The 24,612-nt window shown below is 42.1% G+C and carries 16 protein-coding genes; 12 read left to right on the top strand and 4 right to left on the bottom strand.

Features of this window, described 5'->3' with window-relative positions; genetic code table 11:
* Positions 1–159 precede the first annotated feature (159 nt).
* The 3 genes from NG821_RS02675 to NG821_RS02665 all read left to right on the top strand — a co-directional run bounded on the left by NG821_RS02675 (position 160) and on the right by NG821_RS02665 (position 5,201).
* Complete coding sequence (locus NG821_RS02675) at positions 160–1,344, top strand: N-acetyltransferase (RefSeq protein ID WP_252760121.1); 1,185 nt, start codon at positions 160–162, stop codon at positions 1,342–1,344.
* A gap of 193 nt (positions 1,345–1,537) precedes the next feature.
* Positions 1,538–3,529, top strand: a complete 1,992-nt coding sequence (locus NG821_RS02670) for a DNA topoisomerase IV subunit B (RefSeq protein WP_252760120.1) — start codon at positions 1,538–1,540, stop codon at positions 3,527–3,529.
* Between the two features lie 82 nt (positions 3,530–3,611).
* Positions 3,612–5,201 carry a S41 family peptidase gene (locus NG821_RS02665; RefSeq protein ID WP_252760119.1) on the top strand — a complete coding sequence of 530 codons (1,590 nt, stop codon included), beginning with the start codon at positions 3,612–3,614 and terminating at the stop codon, positions 5,199–5,201.
* A gap of 335 nt (positions 5,202–5,536) precedes the next feature.
* Here NG821_RS02665 and ybeY read toward each other — a convergent pair whose 3' ends face one another.
* From ybeY to ruvB, 3 genes are read right to left on the bottom strand one after another with little or no spacing between them, the layout of a single operon-like run.
* Positions 5,537–5,947: an rRNA maturation RNase YbeY gene (gene ybeY, locus NG821_RS02660; protein WP_252760118.1), complete on the bottom strand. Its 411-nt coding sequence runs from the start codon at positions 5,945–5,947 to the stop codon at positions 5,537–5,539.
* A gap of 43 nt (positions 5,948–5,990) precedes the next feature.
* Positions 5,991–6,458 (bottom strand): pantetheine-phosphate adenylyltransferase, encoded by a 468-nt coding sequence (gene coaD / locus NG821_RS02655; protein ID WP_252760117.1) that lies wholly within the window; start codon positions 6,456–6,458, stop codon positions 5,991–5,993.
* A gap of 54 nt (positions 6,459–6,512) precedes the next feature.
* A complete protein-coding gene (gene ruvB, locus NG821_RS02650; RefSeq protein ID WP_252760116.1) occupies positions 6,513–7,547 on the bottom strand; it encodes a Holliday junction branch migration DNA helicase RuvB in 1,035 nt (344 codons plus the stop codon).
* A gap of 704 nt (positions 7,548–8,251) precedes the next feature.
* Here ruvB and NG821_RS02645 point away from each other — a divergent pair.
* The 4 genes from NG821_RS02645 (at position 8,252) to NG821_RS02630 (ending at position 13,579) form a co-directional block, all read left to right on the top strand.
* Positions 8,252–8,707: a DUF4252 domain-containing protein gene (locus NG821_RS02645; RefSeq protein WP_252760115.1), complete on the top strand. Its 456-nt coding sequence runs from the start codon at positions 8,252–8,254 to the stop codon at positions 8,705–8,707.
* Between the two features lie 197 nt (positions 8,708–8,904).
* Positions 8,905–9,054 carry a DUF5121 domain-containing protein gene (locus tag NG821_RS02640; RefSeq protein ID WP_252760114.1) on the top strand — a complete coding sequence of 50 codons (150 nt, stop codon included), beginning with the start codon at positions 8,905–8,907 and terminating at the stop codon, positions 9,052–9,054.
* A gap of 51 nt (positions 9,055–9,105) precedes the next feature.
* Positions 9,106–11,343, top strand: a complete 2,238-nt coding sequence (locus NG821_RS02635) for a glycoside hydrolase family 3 C-terminal domain-containing protein (protein ID WP_252760113.1) — start codon at positions 9,106–9,108, stop codon at positions 11,341–11,343.
* Positions 11,344–11,563: 220 nt separating this feature from the next.
* Positions 11,564–13,579, top strand: a complete 2,016-nt coding sequence (locus tag NG821_RS02630; RefSeq protein WP_252760112.1) for a heavy metal translocating P-type ATPase — start codon at positions 11,564–11,566, stop codon at positions 13,577–13,579.
* A 507-nt stretch (positions 13,580–14,086) separates the two neighbouring features.
* Here the strand turns inward: NG821_RS02630 and dusB are convergent.
* On the bottom strand, positions 14,087–15,109 hold the full coding sequence (gene dusB, locus NG821_RS02625; protein WP_252760111.1) for a tRNA dihydrouridine synthase DusB: 1,023 nt from the start codon (positions 15,107–15,109) through the stop codon (positions 14,087–14,089).
* Between the two features lie 124 nt (positions 15,110–15,233).
* Here dusB and NG821_RS02620 point away from each other — a divergent pair, with 124 nt between their 5' ends.
* From NG821_RS02620 to NG821_RS02600, 5 genes are all read left to right on the top strand, one after another.
* Positions 15,234–17,228, top strand: a complete 1,995-nt coding sequence (locus tag NG821_RS02620) for an OPT family oligopeptide transporter (RefSeq protein ID WP_252760110.1) — start codon at positions 15,234–15,236, stop codon at positions 17,226–17,228.
* Between the two features lie 207 nt (positions 17,229–17,435).
* Positions 17,436–18,032 carry an RNA polymerase sigma-70 factor gene (locus tag NG821_RS02615; protein ID WP_252760109.1) on the top strand — a complete coding sequence of 199 codons (597 nt, stop codon included), beginning with the start codon at positions 17,436–17,438 and terminating at the stop codon, positions 18,030–18,032.
* A gap of 96 nt (positions 18,033–18,128) precedes the next feature.
* Positions 18,129–19,145, top strand: coding sequence for a FecR family protein (locus NG821_RS02610; RefSeq protein WP_252760108.1), 1,017 nt, complete (start codon positions 18,129–18,131; stop codon positions 19,143–19,145).
* Between the two features lie 276 nt (positions 19,146–19,421).
* Positions 19,422–22,829, top strand: coding sequence for a TonB-dependent receptor (locus tag NG821_RS02605; protein WP_252760107.1), 3,408 nt, complete (start codon positions 19,422–19,424; stop codon positions 22,827–22,829).
* Positions 22,830–22,868: 39 nt separating this feature from the next.
* Positions 22,869–24,503, top strand: coding sequence for a RagB/SusD family nutrient uptake outer membrane protein (locus NG821_RS02600; protein WP_252760106.1), 1,635 nt, complete (start codon positions 22,869–22,871; stop codon positions 24,501–24,503).
* Positions 24,504–24,612 lie beyond the last annotated feature (109 nt).

Genomic DNA, 24,612 nt, shown 5'->3' with positions numbered 1-24,612 from the left:
TGACAGTTTGTATTTTGCACACAGGAATCTAAAATGCGCATAAACAACGATTTGTGAGTATAAAACTCACTAATATTTCCCAAAAAAATCCCTGTGCTTTGTTCATTTCCTTTTATTTTCTTAACTTTGTAAGTTTAAAGCAATATTTATATTAATTATATGTCAGCAATAGAAATCAGAAGGGTCGAAACAAAAAGAGATCTTAAGCATTTTATAGATTTTCATTATGACCTGTATAAAGGGAATCCATATGATGTTCCAAATCTATTCAGTGACGAATTCAATACGCTGGATAAAAAACACAATGCCACTTTCGAATTTTGTGATGCCGAATATTTTTTGGCTTATAGAGACGGGAAAATCGTAGGACGCATTGCAGCAATAATCAATCATAAAGCTAATAAAAAATGGAATCGTAGATCTGTTCGTTTCGGATGGCTGGATTTTATAGATGACAAAGAGGTTTTACGTTTATTATTGAAAGCCGTTGAGGATTATGGGAAAACCAAGGGTATGACGGAAATCGTAGGTCCTTTAGGCTTTACCGATATGGACCCTGAAGGGATGCTTACCTGGGGATTTGACAAACTCGGGACGATGCCCACACTCTATAACTATCCTTATTATCCCAAATACATGGAACAGATGGAAGGCTTTGCCAAGGATAATGATTATGTGGAATATTATTTGAAGGTCCCCGAAAAAATCCCCGACAAGTATACGAAAATTGCTAGAGTCGTAGAGGAACGCTATCACCTCCGCATCAAGAAACTGACCAAGGATGATGTCATGAAAAGGGGATATGGACGAAAGATCTTTGAACTGATCAATGAAACTTACTCTGACCTTTACGGTTATTCCGAATTGAGCGATGCTCAGATTAATCAATTGATTAAAGAATACCTGCCTTTCATAGACCTTAATTTAGTCACTTTAATTGAAGATACGAGCGCAAATAATAAACTTGCCGGGATTGGCATCACGATGCCGTCTCTTTCCAAAGCCATGCAGAAATGCCATCGTGGGCGTTTACTTCCTTTTGGATGGTGGTATGTGCTCCGCGCTATTAAATGGCATAAGACAGAAGGTGTAGACCTTCTTCTCTTAGGATTTCTGCCCGAGTACCGCAAGAAAGGCGCTAACTCATTGCTCTTTGCAGATCTGATCCCCAGGTATCAGGCTTATGGCTTCAAATGGGGTGAAAGTCAGGTGGAAATGGAACATAATGAAGGCGTCCAGAGTCAATGGGAACCTTTGAATCCGATTAATCACAAGCGCCGCCGGTGCTTTAAGAAAATCATTGTTCCGAATCAGACTCAGGAAAAGCAAACGGTATCTGAATAGGATTGATTTTATGGAGCGGATCCTAATATTTCCACCCGTCAGGCGTTAATGTATAGGAGGGTAAAGAAATCCCAGAATGACATTGTTTGAGGGGAAATAAGAATTAGAATATTGTAGTTGTTTGATTGCATTTTTGTTGGTTTACATTTTTTGTATTGAAAAGTAAGAAATATAAGAGATAGAAAGAGGTTACATGTCAGAAGATAATTATCATGATATAGATCATCAACCGGAGAATACGCCGGCATATACAGATGCTAATATCCGCCATTTGAATGATATGGAACATGTCCGTACACGCCCCGGTATGTATATCGGTCGCTTGGGGGATGGTTCTTTGCCTGAAGATGGGATTTACGTTCTGCTTAAAGAGGTCATGGACAATTCCATAGACGAGTTTAAGATGAATGCGGGCGACTGTATCGAAGTGAATATTCAGGATAATTTGAGAGTATCTGTCCGCGATTACGGCCGTGGAATTCCTCAAGGAAAATTGGAAGAAGCTGTGGCTAAATTGAATACCGGTGGTAAGTATGATACCCGTGCATTCAAAAAAAGCGTGGGTTTGAACGGAGTCGGCATTAAGGCGGTCAATGCCTTGAGTTCCAAATTTATCGTCCGGAGTTTCCGTGAAGGAAAAGTCCGTGAACTGGTCTTTGAAAGAGGCGTCAAGAAAAGTGACAAGACAGAGCCTACTGCTGAAGAAACGGGGACTTATATCTTTTTTGAACCGGACAATACGATGTTCAAGAATTATTCTTTTCACGATGAAATCGTGGAAATCATGCTCCGCAATTATACTTATCTGAATTCAGGCCTTAGCATCATGTATAATGAACGTCGCATCCACAGCCGTAATGGACTGGAGGATCTGTTGACGGACAATATGACAGTAGATGGACTGTATCCGATTATCCATATCAAAGGGGAAGACATCGAAATAGCCTTTACGCATACGAATCAGTATGGCGAGGAATATTACAGTTTTGTAAACGGTCAGCATACGACTCAGGGCGGTACCCATCAGAGTGCTTTCAAGGAGCACATCGCAAAGACAATCAAGGAATTTTTCAATAAGAACTATGACTATACGGATATCCGTAACGGCATTGTAGCTGCAATAGCCATTAATGTCGAGGAACCCGTATTTGAAAGTCAGACGAAGATCAAGTTGGGCAGTACTCAGATGTCTCCGGGCGGAGAATCCATCAATAAGTATGTAGGTGATTTCATCAAGCAACATGTGGACAATTACCTGCATATCCATCAGGATGTGGCCGAAATCCTGGAGAACAAGATCAAAGAGAGCGAGCATGAGCGCAAGTCAATGGCGGGAATTACCAAACTTGCGCGTGAGCGTGCCAAGAAAGCGAGTCTCCACAACCGGAAATTGAGAGATTGCCGTGTTCACTATAGTGATCAAAAGAATCCCAGAAAAGAGGAGAGTTGCATCTTCATCACAGAGGGGGATTCTGCCAGCGGGAGCATTACGAAAAGCCGTGATGTGAATACACAGGCTGTATTTTCCCTTCGTGGAAAACCATTGAACTGCTTCGGACTGACAAAGAAGGTCGTCTATGAGAATGAGGAATTCAACTTGCTTCAGGCAGCTTTGAATATAGAAGACGGTCTGGACAATCTCAGGTACAATAAAGTGATTGTGGCTACCGATGCAGATGTCGACGGGATGCACATCCGCTTGCTGATGATTACCTTCTTTCTTCAGTTCTATCCGGAATTGATCAAGAAGGGCCATGTCTATGTCCTTCAGACACCACTTTTCCGGGTACGTAACCGGAAGATGAAGATAAAGAACAAGGCAGTCATTAAGGATTATGAAGCGAAATACGGCAAGAAGAGTGATTTCCTTACGGACTATTGCTACACTGATGAAGAGCGTCGTAAAGCTATCGCAGAACTTGGACCTGAACCCGAGATAACGCGGTTTAAAGGTTTGGGAGAGATCTCTCCTGATGAATTCGCCCATTTTATCGGTCCGGACATGAGATTGGAGCAAGTGACACTGCATAAGAATGACCAGGTGCAGAAACTCCTGGCTTATTATATGGGGAAAAATACGATGGAAAGGCAGAACTTTATCATTGACAATCTGGTGATAGAGGAAGACCTTCCTGAAGACGAAGCTGTGGAACTCAGTGAGCAGTTGGCTAAAGCCGGCATGTAACCAGTATTGGACTTATCTTGGATCTGAAAGAATAACCTGTTTCTTGGATAGGTGTTAAGAGTAATAAATATAATATACAATCATGTTTGATAAAAAGAAAGTAGTTGTTTTGGCTACATTCCTCAGTTGTGCGATAACTTTGTCTGCGCAATTCCGGATTCATTTGGAACAAGGTTCTCCGTTATCGAAACTGAGTGCGGCAGAGTTGGCCATAGATAATCTCTATGTCGATTCTGTGGATGAAAATAAACTGGTGGAAGATGCTATCGTCGGCATGCTGGATAAGTTAGACCCTCATTCTGCTTATTCTACTCCATCAGAGACAAAAGAATTGAATGAACCTTTGAATGGTGATTTCGATGGCATCGGGGTGCAGTTTAATATGATGAATGATACGTTGGTTGTCATTCAGCCTGTAGTCAACGGACCTTCAGAAAAGGTAGGGATTGTTGCCGGTGATCGTATTATTGCTGTGAATGATACGGCTATTGCCGGTGTAAAGATGGCCCGTGACAAGATCATGAAGCGTCTGCGCGGTCCTAAAGGGACTAAAGTCAATTTGACGGTAGTACGTCGCGGAGCCCCTCAAAAACTCCATTTTACCGTTACTCGGGATCGGATTCCTTTGAAGACCGTCGATGCTTCTTATATGATACGCCCCGGAATAGGATATATCCGTTTGGAGAGTTTCGGTATCAACAGTCCTGAAGAGATCTCACAGTCCATTGATTCCTTACAGAAGAAAGGGATGAAGAACTTGATCTTTGACCTTCAGGAAAATGGTGGCGGCTATCTGCAGTCAGCAGTAGAGATTGCACAGCAGTTCCTGCCTGATCACGACCTGATCGTGTATACCCAGGGACGCCGTTCTCCGAGACAGGAGTTCAGGTCAAATGGCAAAGGAAAAATGCTGAAAGGGAAAATCGTTGTGCTTGTCGATGAACTCTCCGCATCAGCTGCAGAGATCGTTACGGGAGCCTTACAGGATCAAGATCGTGCTATTGTCGTAGGTCGCAGGTCTTTTGGAAAAGGCTTGGTGCAAAGACCTATACCTTTCCCTGACGGCAGTATGATCCGACTCACGGTTGCTCATTACTATACGCCTAGTGGCCGTTGCATTCAGAAACCGTATAAGAACGGGGACATGAAAGACTACGAGATGGACCTTGACCAACGTTACAAGCACGGCGAATTTACCAACCGTGACAGTATACACTTCGATCCGTCCCAGAAGTACTATACGCTTCGCAAGCATCGTCTTGTCTATGGCGGTGGCGGTATTATGCCAGATTATTTTGTACCGTTGGATACGCTTCAATATACCACGTTCCATCGGAAACTCCTTGCTGGAAACTCGATCTATACCCAGACGCTTTCCTATATCGATAATCACCGTAAAGAACTGAAGAGGAAATTCCCGATTTTTGAGGACTTCCGCAAGAACTTCGTCATTCCTCAGGATTTAATCGATAGTATTGTAGCAGACGGCGCCAAACAGAAAATAAAGCCTAAGAACGCCGATGAACTGCAAAAGACTGTTCCGACATTGTCCGCTCAAGTAAAGGCGCTCATCGCGCGTGATCTGTGGGATATGAACGAGTATTTCGAGATCACTAACGAAAGCAACCATACCGTCCAAAAAGCATTGCAACTTTTGTCAGGAAAGGATTAAAATAGCGTGATCTCAACGGATTCTTCTCAGAAATAGGTCGGCTGACGAGCGGAGATTTTCTGCTCTTAATATTGCCTTTTGAGAAGACTGGCGTGAAAAGACGGAAGACTACGTGTCATTCGTGACATCTTTGAAGAGTCATGGTCTTATCAGTTTTCGGTATACGTGCCGAGACCATTGAGTAAAAATGATTCTAGTTTTTCATACGATAAGGAATCCCGTTTCATTTCAACTGAATTGAAGCGGGATTCCTTTTTATTTCCTTATTAAAGTCTTCTTTATTGAGCCCTTTGTTTCATCCCTTTTGCAGGACTCTGTAATACGAGTGATACGGTCTAAAGCATTTCCAAGGCGGCATTCTCATTTGCTTCCATAATCTCCCGCTCTCCAGGTCCCTTGTCATTGATTCCGCAGAGGTGTAAGATACCATGGATAATGACGCGGTGCAACTCGTTATCATAGCTCTTATGGAATTTTTCGGCATTAGACTTGACCGTGTCTAAGGAGATGAGGATATCTCCATTGAGGACATCATCTTCGTCATCGTCGAAGGTGATGATGTCCGTGTAGTAGTCATGACCCAGATATTGTTTGTTCGCCTCCAACATCTTCTCGTCGTTCACGAACATATAGCCGATTTCACCGATTTTGCGTCCATGAGCTGCAGCTACTCTCTTTATCCAGGCCGTTGTATCTCTCTTTCTTAATTTTGGCATTTTCACACCATCTGCTTGATAGCTTATCATATTGTTTTTCTTTTAATATTCTTCCGGAAAAAATAGTTTTTCATCATTTATCATCCTTCTTCTTTGGCAGGAATTCATGGGCATCATGTCCGAAATACCACAGTTCGCGGACCAGTGTAGAACTCACGCTTCCGAGTTCGGGATCAGAGAAGAGCAAGAGCGTCTCTATTCCGCCAAGTTGTTTGTTGATATCAGCTTGTTCCCGCTCGTACTCGAAATCACGTATGTTGCGAACACCACGGACTATATAACTGGCTTGTTCGCGCTTTGCCAAGTCAATGGTAAGGTCTCCATAGGAGACGACCTTGACTTTAGGCTCATTTTCATAAAGACCTTGTATGTTCCTGACCCTTTCATCTATTTCTTCCTGAGTATGTTTGCGGTTACTGACGGCCACCGCTATCACAACCCGGTCAAAGAGCGGCAATATGCGGCTCACAATGTTTTGATGCCCTGTTGTAAAAGGATCAAAGGTCCCGGTATATAATCCTGTTTTCTTCGTTTTTCTCATGTGAAAAATTCCTCTAAAACACTTTGTCTGGTGTTATACAGACCTCTTCTGACATTAAAAAAAGCTTTGTTCAAAAGGATTGCCATCCTTTCTGTAGTCCCTGCCCAAATGTTCATAGGCAAGTAGCGTTGCCACTCTTCCTCGGGGAGTACGCTTGATGAAACCATCCATGATAAGATAAGGCTCATAGACGTCTTCTATCGTCCCTGAGTCTTCTCCTATTGCCGTGGCGATGGTTGATACGCCCACCGGACCTCCACGAAACTTGTCTATGATGGTCGTGAGAATCTTATTGTCGATTTCATCGAGTCCGTATTTGTCAATATTCAATGCCTTGAGGGCTATTCGTGCGATTTCACCGGTAATGGTACCATTACCTTTTACTTGTGCAAAGTCACGGATACGCCGCAGCAAACTGTTAGCTATACGAGGCGTGCCCCGTGACCGGCGGCTGATTTCTTCTGCTGCATCATCCTCTATCTTTACTTTCAGAAGATTTGCAGAACGCAAGATAATCTTTTTCAGTGTCGTCGGTTGATAATATTCCAAGTGGAGGTTGATGCCGAAACGTGCGCGTAATGGCGCAGACAACAATCCGCTTCTTGTCGTGGCCCCTATCAGGGTGAAAGGATTCAGATCTATCTGTATGCTTCGCGCCGAAGGACCTTTGTCGATCATGATATCGATGCGGTAATCCTCCATGGCAGAATATAAATATTCTTCGACTACAGGCGAAAGGCGATGGATCTCATCAATGAAAAGGACGTCTTTAGGCTCCAGAGATGTCAGAATACCTGCCAAGTCACCGGGCTTGTCCAATACAGGCCCACTGGTTACCTTGAAGCCTACACCGAGTTCATTGGCTATGATATTGCTTAGTGTCGTCTTTCCCAATCCCGGGGGGCCATGAAGTAAGGTATGATCCAAAGGCTCTCCACGAAATTTCGCAGCTTCGACAAAGATTCTGAGGTTTTCCACGACCTTCTCTTCTCCGCTGAAATCGTCGAATTTCAGGGGTCGTAGGGCTTTTTCAAACTCTTTTTCTGCGGAAGATTCATTTTCTGAGTGGATGTTGAAATCTTCGTCCATGTTTTTGATTGATTTTCTATGTATGCAAAGATACGAAAAAGAATCGATACTCTATCTGCAGGTGCATTTTTTTGATATTATCCAAGGTTTGGTAGGGGTGGATGTATCGGAGATCTTACTAAAGAAGCACCCTTCAAGAGTGTACTTGATGAGAACCGTATTCCATAGGAGAAGAACCTTTAGTAATGGAGAATACCCTATAACGCGTGTCGAGTTCCAACAGCATTTGACAGTACATTGTCAGTTCTGTTTTTTATACTTTTATTGATGCATTAGAGGGTCGGATAGGTTCGTTTTAGACAGCAGATCATAAGGAGGTAAACGATTTCACAAATAATCTTTTAAAAAAGAGTTTAATTACTTTCATAAGAACAAAGATTCAGTTATCTTTGCAACCAAAACGAAACATTATGAAAGAAGCAGATAAGGGAAAAGAGGAAGAAAAGGCTAAAGATTTTGACGATTGGTTGTTTGAATATATTGAAAGTCATTTTTAGTATTATTCGGCATCTGGCCTTTAAAAGGGGAATTGTGATGAAGCACAGTTCCCCTTCTTTATGTTTTGGAGCGTGTAATCGTCGTCTGTGTCTTGATCGAGAAGAGTGTAATCAACCGTATTTGTTGAATAATGTTTAAATTTTAGCAAAGGACATTGAAATTTATCTTATCTTTGAAACTGATCAAATTATTAAAAGGTTGAAGTGATGAAAAGAATATTTTTTATTTTGGTTGCATTATTCGTTTGTATATACGGATTCGCACAGACCCCCAATGATATATTTACGGAATTCTGTCAGGCTAAGAAGGCAAGTTTTGTCAATGTCCCGGGGTATATGATTAAATTGACACATCTAAATACGGCAAAATATAGGGCCGATTCCTTGAAAGTCCTGAATTTGGGAAATTGCTCGAGAAGAGTGATCAAGCGCTTTTCCAAAATGACGGCTCACCTGAATGCCAGTGGTTATACACCCATAGCTGCCAAGAATGATAAGAAGTATTATAAATCACAAGTCTGGTTACGACAGAAAGACGGGGCTATTTCGAGCATTCTGCTTCTTAGGGTCGGGAAACACATTGGAGATTTAATCCAGATAGACGGGAATTTAGATCCTAATTCAGTCAGTAGTGTCATAGATGAAGATTATGACAGTTTGTGACCGTAGGAGATAGATCCTACAGTTATTCCTTCATTATTCAGTTGTCGGCGTATCTTTTCCATTCCTGTCTTTGAAGGGGATAGGCATGTCTATTTCCTTTACCCTCTTTTCAAAGTTTTCGCGGTCGCCTAATGCCCAATTTCTGTATTTGACTCTATAATGATATTCGTACTAATGATAGGATAAAAAGGTCTGCAATGAAGGGATCATTCAACCTTCATGGCGGTGATAATGGCAATGTCTATTCTATGAAGGGTGTCTCTTTGAAAGACGGTGACACTTATGTCATTACGGTAGACTTGACCGGTGGATGTGCCAACGGTGTAGTGACGGTCACTAAAAAGTAATATTTTAGAGTTCTGATCGTTACTTCTATAGTAAAATTTTAACTGAAATAAATGAAGGCAATAAAAAATTTGATCGTATTCTTTTTGTTTTGTGGGAGTTCTGCGTCCGCGCAGACTCCTGTCTATTTGGATCCGTCAACTCCCATAGAGCAAAGGGTAGAGGATGCTTTATCCCGGATGACCCTCCGTGAAAAGATCAGGATCATTCACGCTCAGAGTAAGTTTTCTTCTGCAGGTGTTCCAAGGTTAGGCATTCCTGATTTCTGGACAGATGATGGCCCTATGGGGGTGCGTCCGGATGTTCTTTGGGATGAGTGGGAGCAGGCTGGGCAGAGCAATGACTCTTGCGTCGCTTTTCCGGCTTTGACTTGTTTGGCTGCGACGTGGAACTCTGATCTCTCACGCCAATATGGCAAAAGCCTCGGAGAGGAAGCGCTGTATCGGGGTAAGGACATGATTCTGGGCCCCGGTGTCAATATTTACCGTACACCGTTGGGCGGTAGGAATTTCGAGTTTATGGGAGAAGACCCTTATTTGGCATCTTCCATGGATGTCCCTTATATCCAAGGAATGCAGTCCAATGGCGTTTCTGCCTGCGTCAAGCATTTTGCCCTGAATAATGATGAAGAAAATCGTTTCAACGTCAATGTGGTTGTCAGTGACAGAGCTTTGCATGAGATCTATCTACCTGCTTTTGAGGCTGCCGTCAAGAAGGGACATGCTTGGGCGATTATGGGTTCTTATAATCTGTATAAGGATGAGCACAACTGCCATAACGAATATCTGCTGAACAGAATCCTGAAACAAGACTGGCAGTTTGATGGTGTCGTGGTTAGTGACTGGGGTGGTGTCCATAATACTGAACAGGCTGTGAAAAATGGATTGGATATGGAATTCGGGACCTGGACGAATGGTTTGACGACAGGCACGAAGAATGCCTACGATAATTACTATTTGGCCGATCCTTATCTCAAAGGTATCTCTGACGGAACTTACACGATGAAAGAACTCAATGACAAAGTGCGTCGGGTGCTACGTCTGTTTTTCCGTACAACGATGGCTCCAGATCGCGGACATGGATTTTTGTGTTCGGAAGCGCATTATGCAACTGCCCGCAATGTCGGAGATGAAGGTATCGTGTTGCTCCAGAATAAAGGAGATGTGCTGCCTTTGAAAGTTCATAAGATCCGTAAAGTTCTGGTTGTCGGAGAGAATGCTATTAAGATGATGACTGTAGGTGGAGGCTCATCTTCTCTGAAGGTACAGAAGGAGATTTCACCGCTGTCTGGTCTGGAGAAAGCACTTCGTGAGTATAACCCTGATCTTTCGGTAGAATTTGAACGTGGATATGTGGGTGATACCACAGGTTCTTATAATGGCGTGACTACAGGTCAGAGTTTGGTGGATCACCGTAGTTCCGGCGAGTTGATCGCTGCTGCTGTGGCAAAGGCGAGGACTGCAGATGCCGTCATCTTGTTCGGCGGATTGAATAAGAGTGACCATCAGGACTGTGAGGGGCATGACCGACTGACCTATGACTTACCGTATGATCAGAATAAGTTGATCGAGGCTTTGTCGCGGGCAAACAAGAATTTTGTTTTTGTGAACATCTCAGGGAATGCGGTGGCGATGCCTTGGAAAACTCAAGTTCCAGCTATAGTCCAGGCGTGGTACTTGGGTTCTGAAGCCGGTGATGCCATCGCGGATGTTCTTACGGGAAAGGTGAACCCTTCAGGAAAACTGCCGTTTACGTGGCCTGCTTCTCTGCAAGATGTAGGCGCACATCGGTTGAATGCCTATCCCGGTGTTTGGCGCCCGGGACATCAGATTATCGATGAGACCTATAAGGAAGGAATTTACGTCGGTTATCGGTGGGTCGATCATGCAGGTACACATCCCCTGTTTGCTTTCGGGCATGGATTGAGTTATACTACTTTCAAACTCTCGGATCTGCGAGCTTCTGCCGGTTCAATGACAGCTGACGGAACCATAACCTTTACTGTCCGTGTGAAGAATACCGGCTCTCGCAGTGGTGCAGAGACCGTTCAACTCTATGTCCATGAAGATCAGTGCAGCGTAGACCGTCCTTATAAGGAACTGAAAGGTTTCCAAAAGGTCTTTCTGAAGGCCGGTGAAAGTAAGGATGTTAAGATCACGATTGACCGTTCTGCATTGAGTTTCTGGGATGAGTCATCGAATGGCTGGAAGGCCGAGAAAGGCAATTTCGAAGTTTTGGTAGGAGATGCTTCAGATCATCTGCCTTTGAAATTGTCATTCAAATTGATTTAGGCAAAAGCGAATACTATTAGAAATGGGAGAGGGGTAGTCGAGTGGCTACCCCTTTTTGTTGGCGGCTATCATTCCATCTGGGTATTTTTGTACTTGAAAAGATTCTTTTACAATCCCCCATCATTAAAAGTAGGTAGAAATACAGTGCAGAAACTATCTTTGCAACTCAGTTGCATCTCTATTTACTTATCTTTGCGTCAGAAATTAAAATTGCAATGATATGAATGAAGAAAAGAGAGGCAATCAACAACCTGTTTGCAAGGCTTGTGGGGGAGAGGAAGAAGAAAATGAGGGCAACCAGTGGAAAGTTTGGACTCCGCTGATCTTTTCTGCTGTCCTATTAATCCTGGGTATGTTTTTGAAGCATACACCTTGGATGCAGATTCAACTCGTACAAGTGATATGGTATGCCGTCGCTTTTTTACCTGTAGGATTTCCTGTCATCAAAGAAGCGGTCGTCAATGCCATGAAAGGGGATTTCTCCAGCGAATTTATGCTCATGAGTATTGCTGCCGTCGGCGCGTTTATCATCGGCGAATATCCTGAAGCCGTTGCTGTAATGTTGCTTTATTCTATCGGTGACTCGTTGCAGGATCGAGCAGTGGACAAGGCGAAAGACAACATTAAGAGTTTAGTGGCTTTTCGTCCTGATCATGCACGGGTCATAAGGGAAGACGAAAGCGTAGAGATTGCCCCTGAACAAGTCGAGGTAGGAGATATTATAGAAGTAAGACCCGGTGAACGGGTGCCCCTGGATGGACTTTTACTGGGTGATGAGGCTGCCTTCAATACAGCTGCCTTGACAGGAGAATCAGTTCCTCGTCAGATTTCTGTGGGAAAGGAAGTCCTCGCAGGTATGATATCATCTTATACTGTGGTAAGGCTCAAAGTGGTCCGGCCGGCGGAAGAGTCAGCCATCAGCAGGGTCCTGAAATTAGTAGAGGATGCGACAGAGCGGAAAGCCCCTACAGAACTCTTCATTCATAAATTTGCCCATGTCTATACTCCGGCAGTGATGCTCCTGGCTCTTCTGACCATTCTTCTACCCTGGATAGTCAGTTGGATATCCCCCTCTTTTCAATATGTCTTCAGTGACTGGTTCCGTCGAGCCCTGATCTTCCTGGTCATCAGTTGTCCTTGTGCATTGGTCATCAGTATTCCTCTGGGTTATTTCGCAGGTATTGGCGCTGCATCAAAGCGAGGCATTCTTTTCAAAGGGAGCAATTATATCGATGCTGTTACCAAGGTGGATACAGTAGTCTTTGACAAGACTGGTACAATCACGACCGGACAATTTGAAGTTCAGAGGAGTGAAGGGCTTCAACCTGAAGATCTGGATCAGATAGCCGCGATGGAGAAAATCAGCAGTCACCCGATAGCGCAAGCCATCTTAAGGTATCATCCGGTCAAGACAACATTGGATGCTGAGAATTTGGCAGGATTTGGCTTGGAATATCAGAATTGGCTTGTGGGGAACACAAAACTTCTGGATCAATACCATATTGCCTATCCTGAGAATTTGAAATCAGTTCCTGAGACAATTGTCGTCGTTGCCAAAGACAAGGCCTACAAAGGTTATCTCCTTCTGGCAGATACACTGAAAGAAGATGCTGCTGAGGCCGTGTCAAGGCTGCGCTCAGCCGGTATAAATAACATCGAAATATTCTCAGGAGACAAGCAAGCACTGGTCACTAAAGTTGCAAAGCAGTTGAAGATGACCAATGGCTATGGAGACTTGCTCCCTGAAGGTAAGGTGGAACATATCAGCACGCTGCAAGATGAAGGGAAAAAGGTGGCTTTCGTCGGGGATGGCATAAATGACGCACCGGTAATCGCCCTGAGTGATGTCGGCTTTGCTATGGGGGCTCTAGGCAGCGATATGGCGATAGAGACCGCGGATATAGTCATTCAGGATGATCAACCGTCTAAGGTCGCTGAGGCTATTCATATTGGCAATCGGACGCATCGCATCGTCTATGAGAACATCGTCCTTGCCATAGGCATAAAAGTACTTGTGATGATACTCGGTCTGTTCGGCGTGGCCAATCTTTGGGAAGCAGTCTTCGCTGATTCAGGTGTCGCTTTGTTAGCTGTCTTGAATTCTACCCGTATCTTCTTTAGCGGAAGGAGCAAGTCTTCTGCGCAGGTCGTCAATATGGCCGTGGAGGGGGCGCATCAGGAGAATGCTAAAAACAGTGACCGGGATATTCACGAAGAGAATGTAAATGCCCGATAGAACGGGCAGTATCTTTCAATAAAATAAGGCTGTAACATTCGAGAAAGACAGAGGATTGATAGTTTCTCGAAAGAGAAAGCCGACTTTCGAGAAACAAGACGCTGACTTTCGAGAAACTATGAAGCCGGTTTTTCGAAGGTTACAAGTTTCTTTTTTACTTGCTTTTTCACTGGTCATAACTGAGGTCGTGATTCGATCTGAAATCAGTAGATATTCGTTCTCTTCAGGAGTGAGATAAGCGGACTCTTTCCTCTGAGTCATGCGGAACAACTAGATACAGTAGGTTAAGTCGTACTGATTTTATAGACAAGTGTCCGCACTTATTCACTTTTCTGTTTTAGGGTAAAGGTATGCGGATTTCTTTTGGACTAAGACAAACTGATGCAAAGGTTGTTTCCGTATCTGGAACAACCTCTCTTTTTATGGATATAGTATCCTGATTGAATTTTCTGAATGCTGACCTCCACAACAGTAAAGTCATACCAATTTGAATTTTCCTTTCAGATTTTATACTTCTTCTCTTTTACTTTCATTCTGTTGCTCGAGCGAGATTTCTTTCAGTTGAGCCCTGCACTTTTCGAGCAGTGCCAGTAAGTCCTCCATCTTGTCCGTCCTCAACATCGCTATTCGAGTTTGGCGGAAATCAGGAATACCTTTGAATATCGGACTTGCTGCCAAGTGGCGACGGGTATGTAAGATACCCCTATACTCATCAATGCGGCTCACGTTGATCCGAAGTTGTTCCTCAAGAATATCTATTTTATCATCCAGAGTCAAAGTTTGATGTGAACCTCCGTCTAGATAGTCCCGGATTTCTTTGAAGATCCAGGGATGTCCGAAGGTGGCACGACCGATCATCACCCCGTCTACTCCATAATTGTCAAAGGCTTCTTTCGCTTTCTCAGGACTGTTGATGTCCCCGTTTCCGATAATGGGGATATGAATACGGGGATTGTCCTTGACAGCTTTGATCAAACTCCAGTCGGCATTTCCCGTATACATCTGGCCACGTGTGCGGCCGTGTATCGTCAGTGCCTGAATGCCACAGTCCTGCAATTCTTCAGCCAGTTCAGTGATGATGAGATGATCCTGGTCCCAGCCTAGGCGTGTCTTGGCAGTAACGGGTGTGTGGACAGCTTTGACCACTTCTCTAGTGATTTCCAGCATGAGCGGTATGTTCTTCAGTAATCCCGCTCCTGCGCCTTTGCCTGCAACTTTCTTGACAGGACAACCGAAATTGAGGTCAATGACATCAGGATGGACTTGCTCCACTATTTGTGCGGCTTCAACCATAGAAGCGACGTCTTTTCCGTAGATCTGGATACCTACAGGGCGTTCGTCGTCATCGATCTGCATCTTCTTCAAGGTCGGTTTGATAGAACGCACAAGAGCATCGGCAGAAATAAATTCCGTATAGACCATAGCTGCGCCATAGCGCTTGCAGAGTTTCCTGAAGCCAATATCTGTCACGTCTTCCATGGGTGCGAGGAAGAGTGGTCGAGAACCTAATTCTATATTTCCTATTTTCATAATTAATTGCAAAATTAATCATTTTCATGTGGAAGCAACAAGAATATTCTCACATAAATGAATTCGGATTTGTTTTTTTATAGGGTTTTGGCTAACTTTGTCGGTAAAATATTGTTAAGACAAAATGGAGAATACAGAAAAAGAGAAGATGGAATTGCCTGATAACGCCTTCAGGGAATTAAAGGCCGGGGAGGAATATAAACCTGTTATGAGACCGGATAAGGTTTATCCCGAAGTTAATACATGGTCAGTTATATGGGGTATCCTGATGGCTGTCTTGTTTTCTGCTGCCGCTGCCTATCTGGGATTGAAAGTCGGCCAGGTTTTTGAAGCAGCAATCCCTATTGCGATTATTGCTGTCGGTGTATCCACAGCAGCAAAGCGGAAGAATTCTTTGGGTGAAAACGTGATTATCCAGAGTATCGGCGCATGTTCCGGTGCTGTAGTGGCAGGTGCGATCTTCACACTGCCGGCTATCTATATCTTACAGGCGAAATACCCGACGATGACGACATCTTTTCTTAAAGTATTCATGGCTTCTGCTTTAGGAGGAATACTTGGTATCTTGTTTTTGATACCGTTCCGGAAATATTTTGTCAGTGACATGCACGGAAAATATCCCTTTCCTGAAGCTACGGCAACATCTCAGGTTCTGATCAGCGGTGCAAAAGGTGGCGGTCAAGCCAAACTCTTATTGCAGGCTGGCATTATCGGAGGACTTTACGACTTTATTGTATCTACTTTCGGGTGGTGGAATGAAAATTTCACCAGTCGTGTCATCGGGTTGGGACAGACCATAGCAGATAAAGCCAAATTAGTCTTTAAGGTGAATACCGGTGCAGCAGTCCTCGGATTAGGTTATATCGTAGGTTTACGCTATGCCCTGTTTATCTGTCTGGGTTCTGTGGCAGTCTGGTGGTTGATCGTACCGGGTATGGGATTGATATTCCATCATACAGTTTTGAATATGTGGGACCCTTCAATCACTACGATGGTAGGTGCGATGAGCCCTGAGGAGATTTTCAAGAATTATGGCCGGAGCATTGGCATTGGAGGCATTGCCATGGCCGGTATCCTGGGGATCATCAAGAGTTGGGAAATCATCAAGGGTGCAATATCTCTTGCAGGAAAGGAACTGAAAGGGAAAAGCAATGATGGTCTAAAACTCAAACGCACGCAACGGGATATTGCCTTTAAGATCATTTTGATCGGTACTATTCTAACCCTTCTGGTGATTTTCGGATTTTTCTTGTTCGGAGTGATGCATGGCAATTTCCTATTTGCCGTGGTAGGTATCCTACTTGTAGCTATTATAGCTTTCTTGTTCACGACCGTTGCTGCCAATGCAATTGCGATAGTGGGCAGTAATCCTGTGTCCGGCATGACTTTGATGACTTTGATCCTGGCTTCAGTAGTTATGGTAGCAGTAGGCTTGAAAGGTCCTGCAGGGATGTTGGCAGCCCTTCTGATGGGAGGAGTCGTATGCACCGCCTTGTCAATGGCAGGGAGTTTTATCACCGACCTTAAGATCGGTTATTGGATGGGCACGACACCTAAGAAACAAGAGACATGGAAATTCTTAGGCACTTTGGTCAGTGCAGCCACTGTCGGTGGAGTGATGATGCTCTTGAATCAAACTTACGGATTTACGAGTGGTAAATTGGCGGCACCTCAGGCCAATGCGATGGCAGCCGTGATAGATCCGTTGATGAATGGCGTGGGAGCTCCATGGCTTCTCTATGCGATAGGGGCAGTCATAGCCATCGTGTTGGACCGTTGTCATATCTCCGCATTAGCCTTTGCTTTAGGAATGTTCATACCCTTGGAATTGAATATCCCTTTACTGGTAGGGGGCGGTTTGAACTGGTATATCACATCCCGTTCAAAGGATTCTGCAGTCAATAAAGCTCGGGGAGAAAGAGGTACCCTTCTTGCCAGCGGTTTTATTGCCGGCGGTGCATTGATGGGAGTAGTCAGTGCCCTGCTTACTTTCTTCGGGATGAAATGGTCTGTAGCAGATACTTGGTGGTTGAACCCACTGTCAGAGTTAGCTTCATTGGTCGCTTATATCCTGCTGATCATCTATTTTGTCAAAGCTACAAAGAAAAGCGCAAAATAACAGAATACAGTTTCATGTTTTCTTGTAAAAAACTGGAGTATCGGGGAAACTTCAGCTGAATATTTAAGGAAGTATTTTGTATTTCCTTAAAAGTTATTGGAGCTTAAAAACTATTTAGACGATTTCTTTAAACATATTAAAGAAATTTGAAAAAAATAAGTACTTTTGTAATTCTATTATAGGAAAACATAGACTGATGGAACATGAATGGATAAAACCGATTTTTTAATATTAAGTCGTATCAGACAAGGTGACGAAAAAGCATTTGAACAACTTTATCACAAGTATTATGAATTGCTATGTCGTTTTGCTGCCCAACTGCTTCACAATTCAGAAATTGCAGAAGAGGTAGTTGATGATGTGCTCTTTCATATTTGGGATACTCGTGATACATTAGAGATCCTATCTCTCCGTTCATACCTGATTCGTGCAGTTCGCAATAATAGCTTAAAGGCTATTAGTTCTTCTGCCTATCAGTCTGCCATGAAATCTGTAAGCTTAAGCTCGGAGTTTCTTCAATTTAATGATTATCTTTTTGATGAGGATCATCCTATAGGCTGGATTATCGAGAAAGAAATGGAAAAACAGTTGATGGATGCGATCAATGACTTACCGGATGAGTGTAAGAAGGTTTTTCAAATGAGCCGTTTTGAAGGTAAAAAATATGCGGAGATTGCCGATTGTTTGGGAATTTCGGTTAATACGGTCAAATACCATATCAAAAATGCGATTAAACAACTGGCAAAGGGCATTACTCCATATATTATTTTAATATTATTTCTTCTTAATCATACTAAGAGGTAAGTTTTTTGATAATTATTTTCAATAAATAAAAAAAAGTAACACTTTCACTACCCTAGTCCTTGTTAAATGTATCTCTAATATAGAACCCATGATTATATGAAGAACATAGATCAGAATATAGAAGATATTGCAAATGCTTTTGTAAAGGGAAGTATTACAAAAGAAGAACTTTCGCAACTGGAGTCGTGGGCTCATCAGAGCGAAGCCAATAGATGCTATGTTCGTGATCTTTTTGAAATATTTTTTTCACAAACGGTACTTAATGATCGAACAAATTATAATATAGAGTTAGCAATAAAACGCTTTTATAAACATATATCAAAATCTCAATCCGATAGAAAAATACGTCCTGTTGTTCTTGTTTCTGCATCTTGGAAAAGAATAATTTATATTGCAGCTATTATATTATTAATTTTCCTTCCAATTTTTACCTATTATTTAGCCCATAATAAAGTTAATAGGCAATTTGCAGAAGTTGTCATGGAAGCCCCTGATGGATCCCAACTGAATCTTACCCTTCCCGATGGGACTAAAGTGCGGCTTAATTCCGGTTCCCGGCTGAGTTATTCACAAGGTTATGGTATTGTAGATCGAAAATTGACTCTTACCGGTGAAGGTTATTTCAAGGTATGTCATAGTGTTAAACTTCCTTTTATTATCAAGACAAGGGGACTTATTCTTAAGGATTTAGGTACAGAATTCAATGTCCGGAACTATAGAGATGACGAACAAGCTTGTGTGAGTTTGTTTCATGGAAGTGTGGAAATTTATAATGAAATTCATCCATCGAAACCTATTCGCATGGCTCCCGGAGAATGTCTGACCTTAAATAAGCTTACCGGAAAAGTCTTGAAGATGAAAAATGATGTCGATGAGGGTTCTGCTCAGGCTATGAATGACCTGAATTTCATCAATATGCGTATCGATGATATTGCAAGGCAACTCAGTCGTAGTTATGGCATTAATATTGGAGTGGCTGATAGCGTTAGAGATCATCGTTTCTACGGATTCTTCAATCGGAAAGAGGATACCTTAAATAAGATTTTGGAAGTGATGTCTAGTACCGACTTAATCAAATATAAGCGTATGAAAGATAAATATGTTATATATTGACCCATAACCATTAAAAAGACAAGTGCCTATGAAGAAAATCAGTTAAATCACGTTGAAAGAGAAATAAAAAGGAGGATACTCCAATATCCTCCTAAGAATCAAAATCCAAATTAGCTTCATATTCTTCTAATAAGAATTCTAATGTTGCAAAGATATGAAATTAATTCATATCAATTATCAGAACCAACTTTAGAACTACTCATAATTAACATTTTATATAGATTTTCGATACAAAATATCGAATCTAATATCTAATTAAACACAAATTAATATTTTATGAAAAAATTACCACGAAAGCATATATTGGCTTTATGTCTGGCATGTTGTTTCAGCATAGGAACTTTCGCCCAGCAAGTGTCTTTTAGTGTCAAGAACGTAACTGTCAAAACGGCTGTTATTAAATTCAAGAGAGCCACTGGTTATTCTTTTGTATTTGGATCTAATAAGGTGGATACCAATAAGAAAATCAGTGTCAATGCTAATAATCGACCATTAAAAGAAGTTGTCAATCAGATTTTGGCAGGCCAGAATCTAGACTATGAGATTAATGGTAATTTTATTATTGTGAAAGAAAGGCAGCAGATAGAACAGAGGATGGAAAGTCCTCAGAGATCTTATTTTAATAGCTCTCAAATTATTAAAGCTACAGGTAGAATAGTTGATGTGAATGGTGAACCTATTATTGGAGCATCTGTTATTCAAAAAGGAACAAGTAATGGTGTGGCCACAGATATTGATGGACACTATACTTTGAGAGTCCCTTCCGGAAGTACTTTGGAAATATCTTATGTCGGATTTCAAAAGAGTATGATCATAGCAGGTGTGGGTAAGAATACAATCATGCATGAGGATTCAAAAGATTTGAATGAGGTAGTAGTTGTAGGATATGGTACTATGCGTAAATCCGATCTTACGGGATCAATCTCTCAAACGAAGGGGGATGATATCTTGAAAGGACAGAATTTCAATGCGCTTGAAGGGTTGAAAGGTAAAGCGGCTGGTGTTAATATCTATAATAATACAGGACAACCTGGAGGAGAAATGCGTGTTATTATTCGTGGTATTTCTACAATTAATGCATCCACAAATCCTCTATATGTGGTTGATGGCGTAGTAATGTCAGATTTTCAATATCTTAACCCTAACGATATTGAGTCCATAGAAGTACTGAAGGATGCCTCAGCAGAGGCAATTTACGGTGCCCGTGGCGCAAACGGCGTCATATTGGTGACGACCAAACGGGGTATAGAGGGACAGGGGGCTCGTATTTCTTATGAGGGCTCAATTTCGATTAGTTCGATGGCAAGAAAAATGAAGGTCATGAATTCCTCGGAATGGATGTCTGCTTTCAAGCAAGGTTTGGAGAATGCAAATGCTTGGCAAGGGAAGAATTTTGATACAGATTTGTCGAAAATATTTACAGATTCTCGTTTGTTCAAATCAGATGGAACCCCAATATATAATACGGACTGGCAGGATGAGGCTTCCCGTACATCAGTTTCTCAGAATCATCAGTTGAATATCCAGCGTGGAGGAAAAGATTATTCTATGGGTGCATTCCTGAATTATACTGATCAGGAAGGTATTCTTCTCAACTCTTATTACAAACGTTTGAACGCAAAGTTTGCTTATGATGATAAACCGACCAAATGGCTGTCAACTTCCATTAATTTGTTGGTAAACCATACCTGGGGTAATCGTACTTCAGATAACCCTTACGGCCAGGGGGCTCTGCGTACCATGATAGAGCAATTGCCTTTCCTTCCTGTAATGATTGATGGACATTATGCACAAACGAGTGATGTGACGACGACGGCAATTCTTAATGACAAGAATAACCCGAACAGTGGCTATCAAAGTTTCAGTCCTGAAGGTGTTGGAAATCCTGTAGAATTGCTGAAGAGAATTCAATCAGATACTTATCATACTCAGGTTTTCGGAAATGCTGCGTTTATCTTTCACTTAATGAAAAATCTGGATTTGAAGACCCAATATGGTGTTGACTATCATATTGATCGTTATAAGGGCTATACCCCATTTACTCCACGTCCATTGATTAATCAAAACTCTGAAGGTTCTGCAAGTGCAAATAGTTCTAATGCTTTTTACTGGCAGGAGGAGACGTATTTGACTTATATTAATACTTTTGGGAAAAACCACATTAATGTAATGGGCGGGATGTCCTGGTCAGAGCGAAAGTATGATTATTTTAGTGCTTCAGACAGTAAATATATAGATGATTATGATGGCTTTTATAATTTAGGTTCTGGTACTAACCGTCCTAGTGTTGGCAGTGACTACGATAAGTGGGCTATGAATTCTTACTTTTTCCGTCTTGCCTATAATTATGATGACACTTATCTGGCTACTGTAACCGGCCGTTATGATGGCTCTTCTAAATTCGGTAAAGATAATAAATATGCGTTCTTCCCTTCATTAGGTTTGGGATGGGTGGTTTCTAATGAACCTTTCCTGAAAAATGTAAAACCAATAAGTCGTTTAAAACTCCATTCTTCAATAGGATTGACTGGTAATTCTGAGATTGGTACTTATGCTTCTCTTGCACGGATAAGTCAGTCTAATACTATTATTGGTGATAATCTGCAAGTAGTGTCCTATCTGGATAACCTTCCTAATGATAAATTAAAATGGGAGAAGACATTACAATGGGATCTTGGTTTTGAACTTGGATTGCTAAAAGACAGATTGAATTTTGATATTTCTTATTACTATAAATATACTTCTGACCTGTTACTTAATCGACCAGTCCCAGAGTCTACTGGATTCTCTTCTATCATGGATAATATTGGAGCAGTATCCAACCATGGTTTTGATATTTTGATTACGGCGTATCCAATAGACAGCAAAGACTTCCAATGGCAATCAACGCTTAATCTGGGATTTAATAAAAACAAGGTGGAAAAACTTGATGAGGGTGCGTCCGTGGATCCTCTTTCGGGCAAACGTCAGATCACAACGGACGGTTTTGTAGGTTATGATATGCTTATCCGCGAAGGCGAACCATTGTCTTCCTTCTATGGTTATAAAAGAGCAGGGATCTATGATGGAGTTCCTTCTCACTGGGATGCTAAGACTATGAATATCCCGTCTATAATAGGAGAAAAGGTGACCTATAAGGATCCCCAGGTGATAGGAAATGGACTCCCTGACTGGATGGGGTCATTTGTAAATACCTTTAACTATAAGGGCTTTGACTTTACTGCTGATTTTCAGTTCTCCCTTGGAGCTGATATTATGCAGGAATTTTATCATTCTACGGTGTCCCGTTTCCTGACTAATGGCCTTACCCGTTTGTATAAAGATGCCTGGAACCCTGCAACGAATCCTAATGGGAAAGAACAGGCTATACGTCTGGCCAATTTTGGACAAGGTGCAAATAATCAGGCCGATGATGACTGGGTATGCAGTGGTGATTACCTGCGCTGCAATCTGATACAAATCGGATATACTTTTAATAATAGTGCAATAAGCAGGATGGGGATTCATGCTTTGCGCGTTTATGCAAATTTAAATAATTTGTTTATTATTACTTCTAAGGACTATTTGGGCTATGATCCTGATAACTCTACTCGTCTAGGAGATAATAACTGGGGCACAAACCGCCAGTTTTTCTCTTATCCGCGTGCGCGGACATTTACTTTGGGTGTTGGTGTAACGTTTTAGAGATTTGCATAACTAATTAACCTGTTAATTCATAAGAATATGAAAAAGTCTAAATATATATTAGCTCTCGGTTTGCTTTCGTTAATTGCCGTGGTTTCTTCATGCAATGGTTTTTTGGATGAAAATCCTAAAGATGAGAAGGTAGCTGATAAATTCTGGAAGACAGAAGCGGATGCTGAATCCGGAGTTAATGCTTTATATTATGGTGGTGTGCCCTATTTGAATAATACAGACGTTGATGGCGGCTGGACTCCTAAAGCAACGATGTGGGGAGGTGTCATCTCGGGGCTCTATGTAGATAAGCGTAAAGATAGATCTTTGACAACTGCTTCAGAAGGTTGTACGTTTACTCTTGAAGCGTTTGCGAATGGAACGGAAAGTCCCTCCTTTAAACTTTGGCATGAGTTTTATAAGGGTATATCACGTGCTAATTTTGTGTTGGCTAATATTCCCCGTATGACGAGTGTCCTCAGCCAGTCTACGATTGCTAATGATGTGGCTCAGGCTAAGTTCTTCCGTGCTTATAATTATTATTATCTGGTCAAAGAATTTGGAGATGTCCCTTATATAGATAAGCCATTTACGTCAATAAGTGGAATGTCTACCCCTCGTGTACCTGCCAAGGAAGTTTATGACAGTATAGTGAAGGATCTTACGAGTATAGTCAGTGGAGATGAACTTCCTAATGTCTCTTTTTATAAAAATGGATGCAGGGTGACTAAAGCCATGGCACAAACTCTTTTAGCTCAGGTATATTTGCAAAGAGCCGGCTATCCCTTAAATGGTGGCACCACCGATTATGCAAAAGCTGCTGCTATGGCGCAGCAGGTAATTGATGGTGGATCGGCCCATTTAGAGCAAGCTGGTGGAAGCAGTGATGATCTGAAATCGGCATTCAACGTGATTAAGACAACAAAGTCTTCTGATGAGATTATTTATGCAAAGGAATACAATTATACGGATTTAGGCGTAGGTAATTCTTATGCTTGTCGTTCAATTGGTACAGATGCGTTTCAGTGGAAAGACGCTAATGGTTCGTCTGTGTTCCATCCTGCAGGAGATGTGCTTTATAATGCCTATCTTCCTTGTGACATGATTATCAATAGTTATGCTTCAAATGATATTCGCGGTCATGAAAAACAATTCTTTTTCAGGTATTATACTGATAATACAAGTCTTACCCATACGTTAAATAATGTGGGCAACTGGTTATGGTTTGATGAGTCTGCACTTAAAAATGGGCATGACGGTGATCTGAATGTTCCGATGATGCGCTACTCTGAGGTCCTGTTGATTGCAGCAGAAGGCTATGCGCGTACAGGCAATGAAGTTGAAGCTCGTCTTTATCTCAATCAGGTTCGCAAGCGGGCTGGTTTATCAGATGATAATGCTTCCGGAGATGATCTTATCCAGGATATTCTTACAGAGCGCTTACACGAGATGCCCCTTGAATTTAGAATTTGGGATGATATTCGCCGTACTCATCTCTATCCTGAGTCAAGTTCTATCTCCGGTAAGTTGAATTGGGTGCCGATTACTACTGCCATTATTCAGAACAAGCCGGAGGGCTTTACAAAGCCGGGAGCTATTCCTGAATTTGCCTTGTTAATGCCTGTTCCGATGACGGAAATGCAGAGAAATCCTTCTTTGACTCAGAATCCAGGCTGGAAATGATCATAGATCACTTGTCCTGTAAAATGATGGAATGCGTGGAGCATTGGCTGAACTCATTTTTATGGGTCAATATCTTGGCTATTCATTGGCAGGACAAGGATGTTCCATC

It is taken from the genome of Segatella cerevisiae (assembly GCF_024054555.1).
In the GTDB taxonomy this organism is placed as follows: domain Bacteria; phylum Bacteroidota; class Bacteroidia; order Bacteroidales; family Bacteroidaceae; genus Prevotella; species Prevotella cerevisiae.
Note: the sequence above shows the minus strand (reverse complement) of the source record. Positions and strands in the feature narration are given on the sequence as shown.

Coding starts and splice junctions, on each gene's coding strand:
- NG821_RS02675 (WP_252760121.1), top strand. CDS start 160: ATGTCAGCAATAGAAATCAGAAGGGTCGAAACAAAAAGAGATCTTAAG.
- NG821_RS02670 (WP_252760120.1), top strand. CDS start 1,538: ATGTCAGAAGATAATTATCATGATATAGATCATCAACCGGAGAATACG.
- NG821_RS02665 (WP_252760119.1), top strand. CDS start 3,612: ATGTTTGATAAAAAGAAAGTAGTTGTTTTGGCTACATTCCTCAGTTGT.
- ybeY (WP_252760118.1), bottom strand. CDS start 5,947: ATGATAAGCTATCAAGCAGATGGTGTGAAAATGCCAAAATTAAGAAAG.
- coaD (WP_252760117.1), bottom strand. CDS start 6,458: ATGAGAAAAACGAAGAAAACAGGATTATATACCGGGACCTTTGATCCT.
- ruvB (WP_252760116.1), bottom strand. CDS start 7,547: ATGGACGAAGATTTCAACATCCACTCAGAAAATGAATCTTCCGCAGAA.
- NG821_RS02645 (WP_252760115.1), top strand. CDS start 8,252: ATGAAAAGAATATTTTTTATTTTGGTTGCATTATTCGTTTGTATATAC.
- NG821_RS02640 (WP_252760114.1), top strand. CDS start 8,905: ATGAAGGGATCATTCAACCTTCATGGCGGTGATAATGGCAATGTCTAT.
- NG821_RS02635 (WP_252760113.1), top strand. CDS start 9,106: ATGAAGGCAATAAAAAATTTGATCGTATTCTTTTTGTTTTGTGGGAGT.
- NG821_RS02630 (WP_252760112.1), top strand. CDS start 11,564: ATGAATGAAGAAAAGAGAGGCAATCAACAACCTGTTTGCAAGGCTTGT.
- dusB (WP_252760111.1), bottom strand. CDS start 15,109: ATGAAAATAGGAAATATAGAATTAGGTTCTCGACCACTCTTCCTCGCA.
- NG821_RS02620 (WP_252760110.1), top strand. CDS start 15,234: ATGGAGAATACAGAAAAAGAGAAGATGGAATTGCCTGATAACGCCTTC.
- NG821_RS02615 (WP_252760109.1), top strand. CDS start 17,436: ATGGATAAAACCGATTTTTTAATATTAAGTCGTATCAGACAAGGTGAC.
- NG821_RS02610 (WP_252760108.1), top strand. CDS start 18,129: ATGAAGAACATAGATCAGAATATAGAAGATATTGCAAATGCTTTTGTA.
- NG821_RS02605 (WP_252760107.1), top strand. CDS start 19,422: ATGAAAAAATTACCACGAAAGCATATATTGGCTTTATGTCTGGCATGT.
- NG821_RS02600 (WP_252760106.1), top strand. CDS start 22,869: ATGAAAAAGTCTAAATATATATTAGCTCTCGGTTTGCTTTCGTTAATT.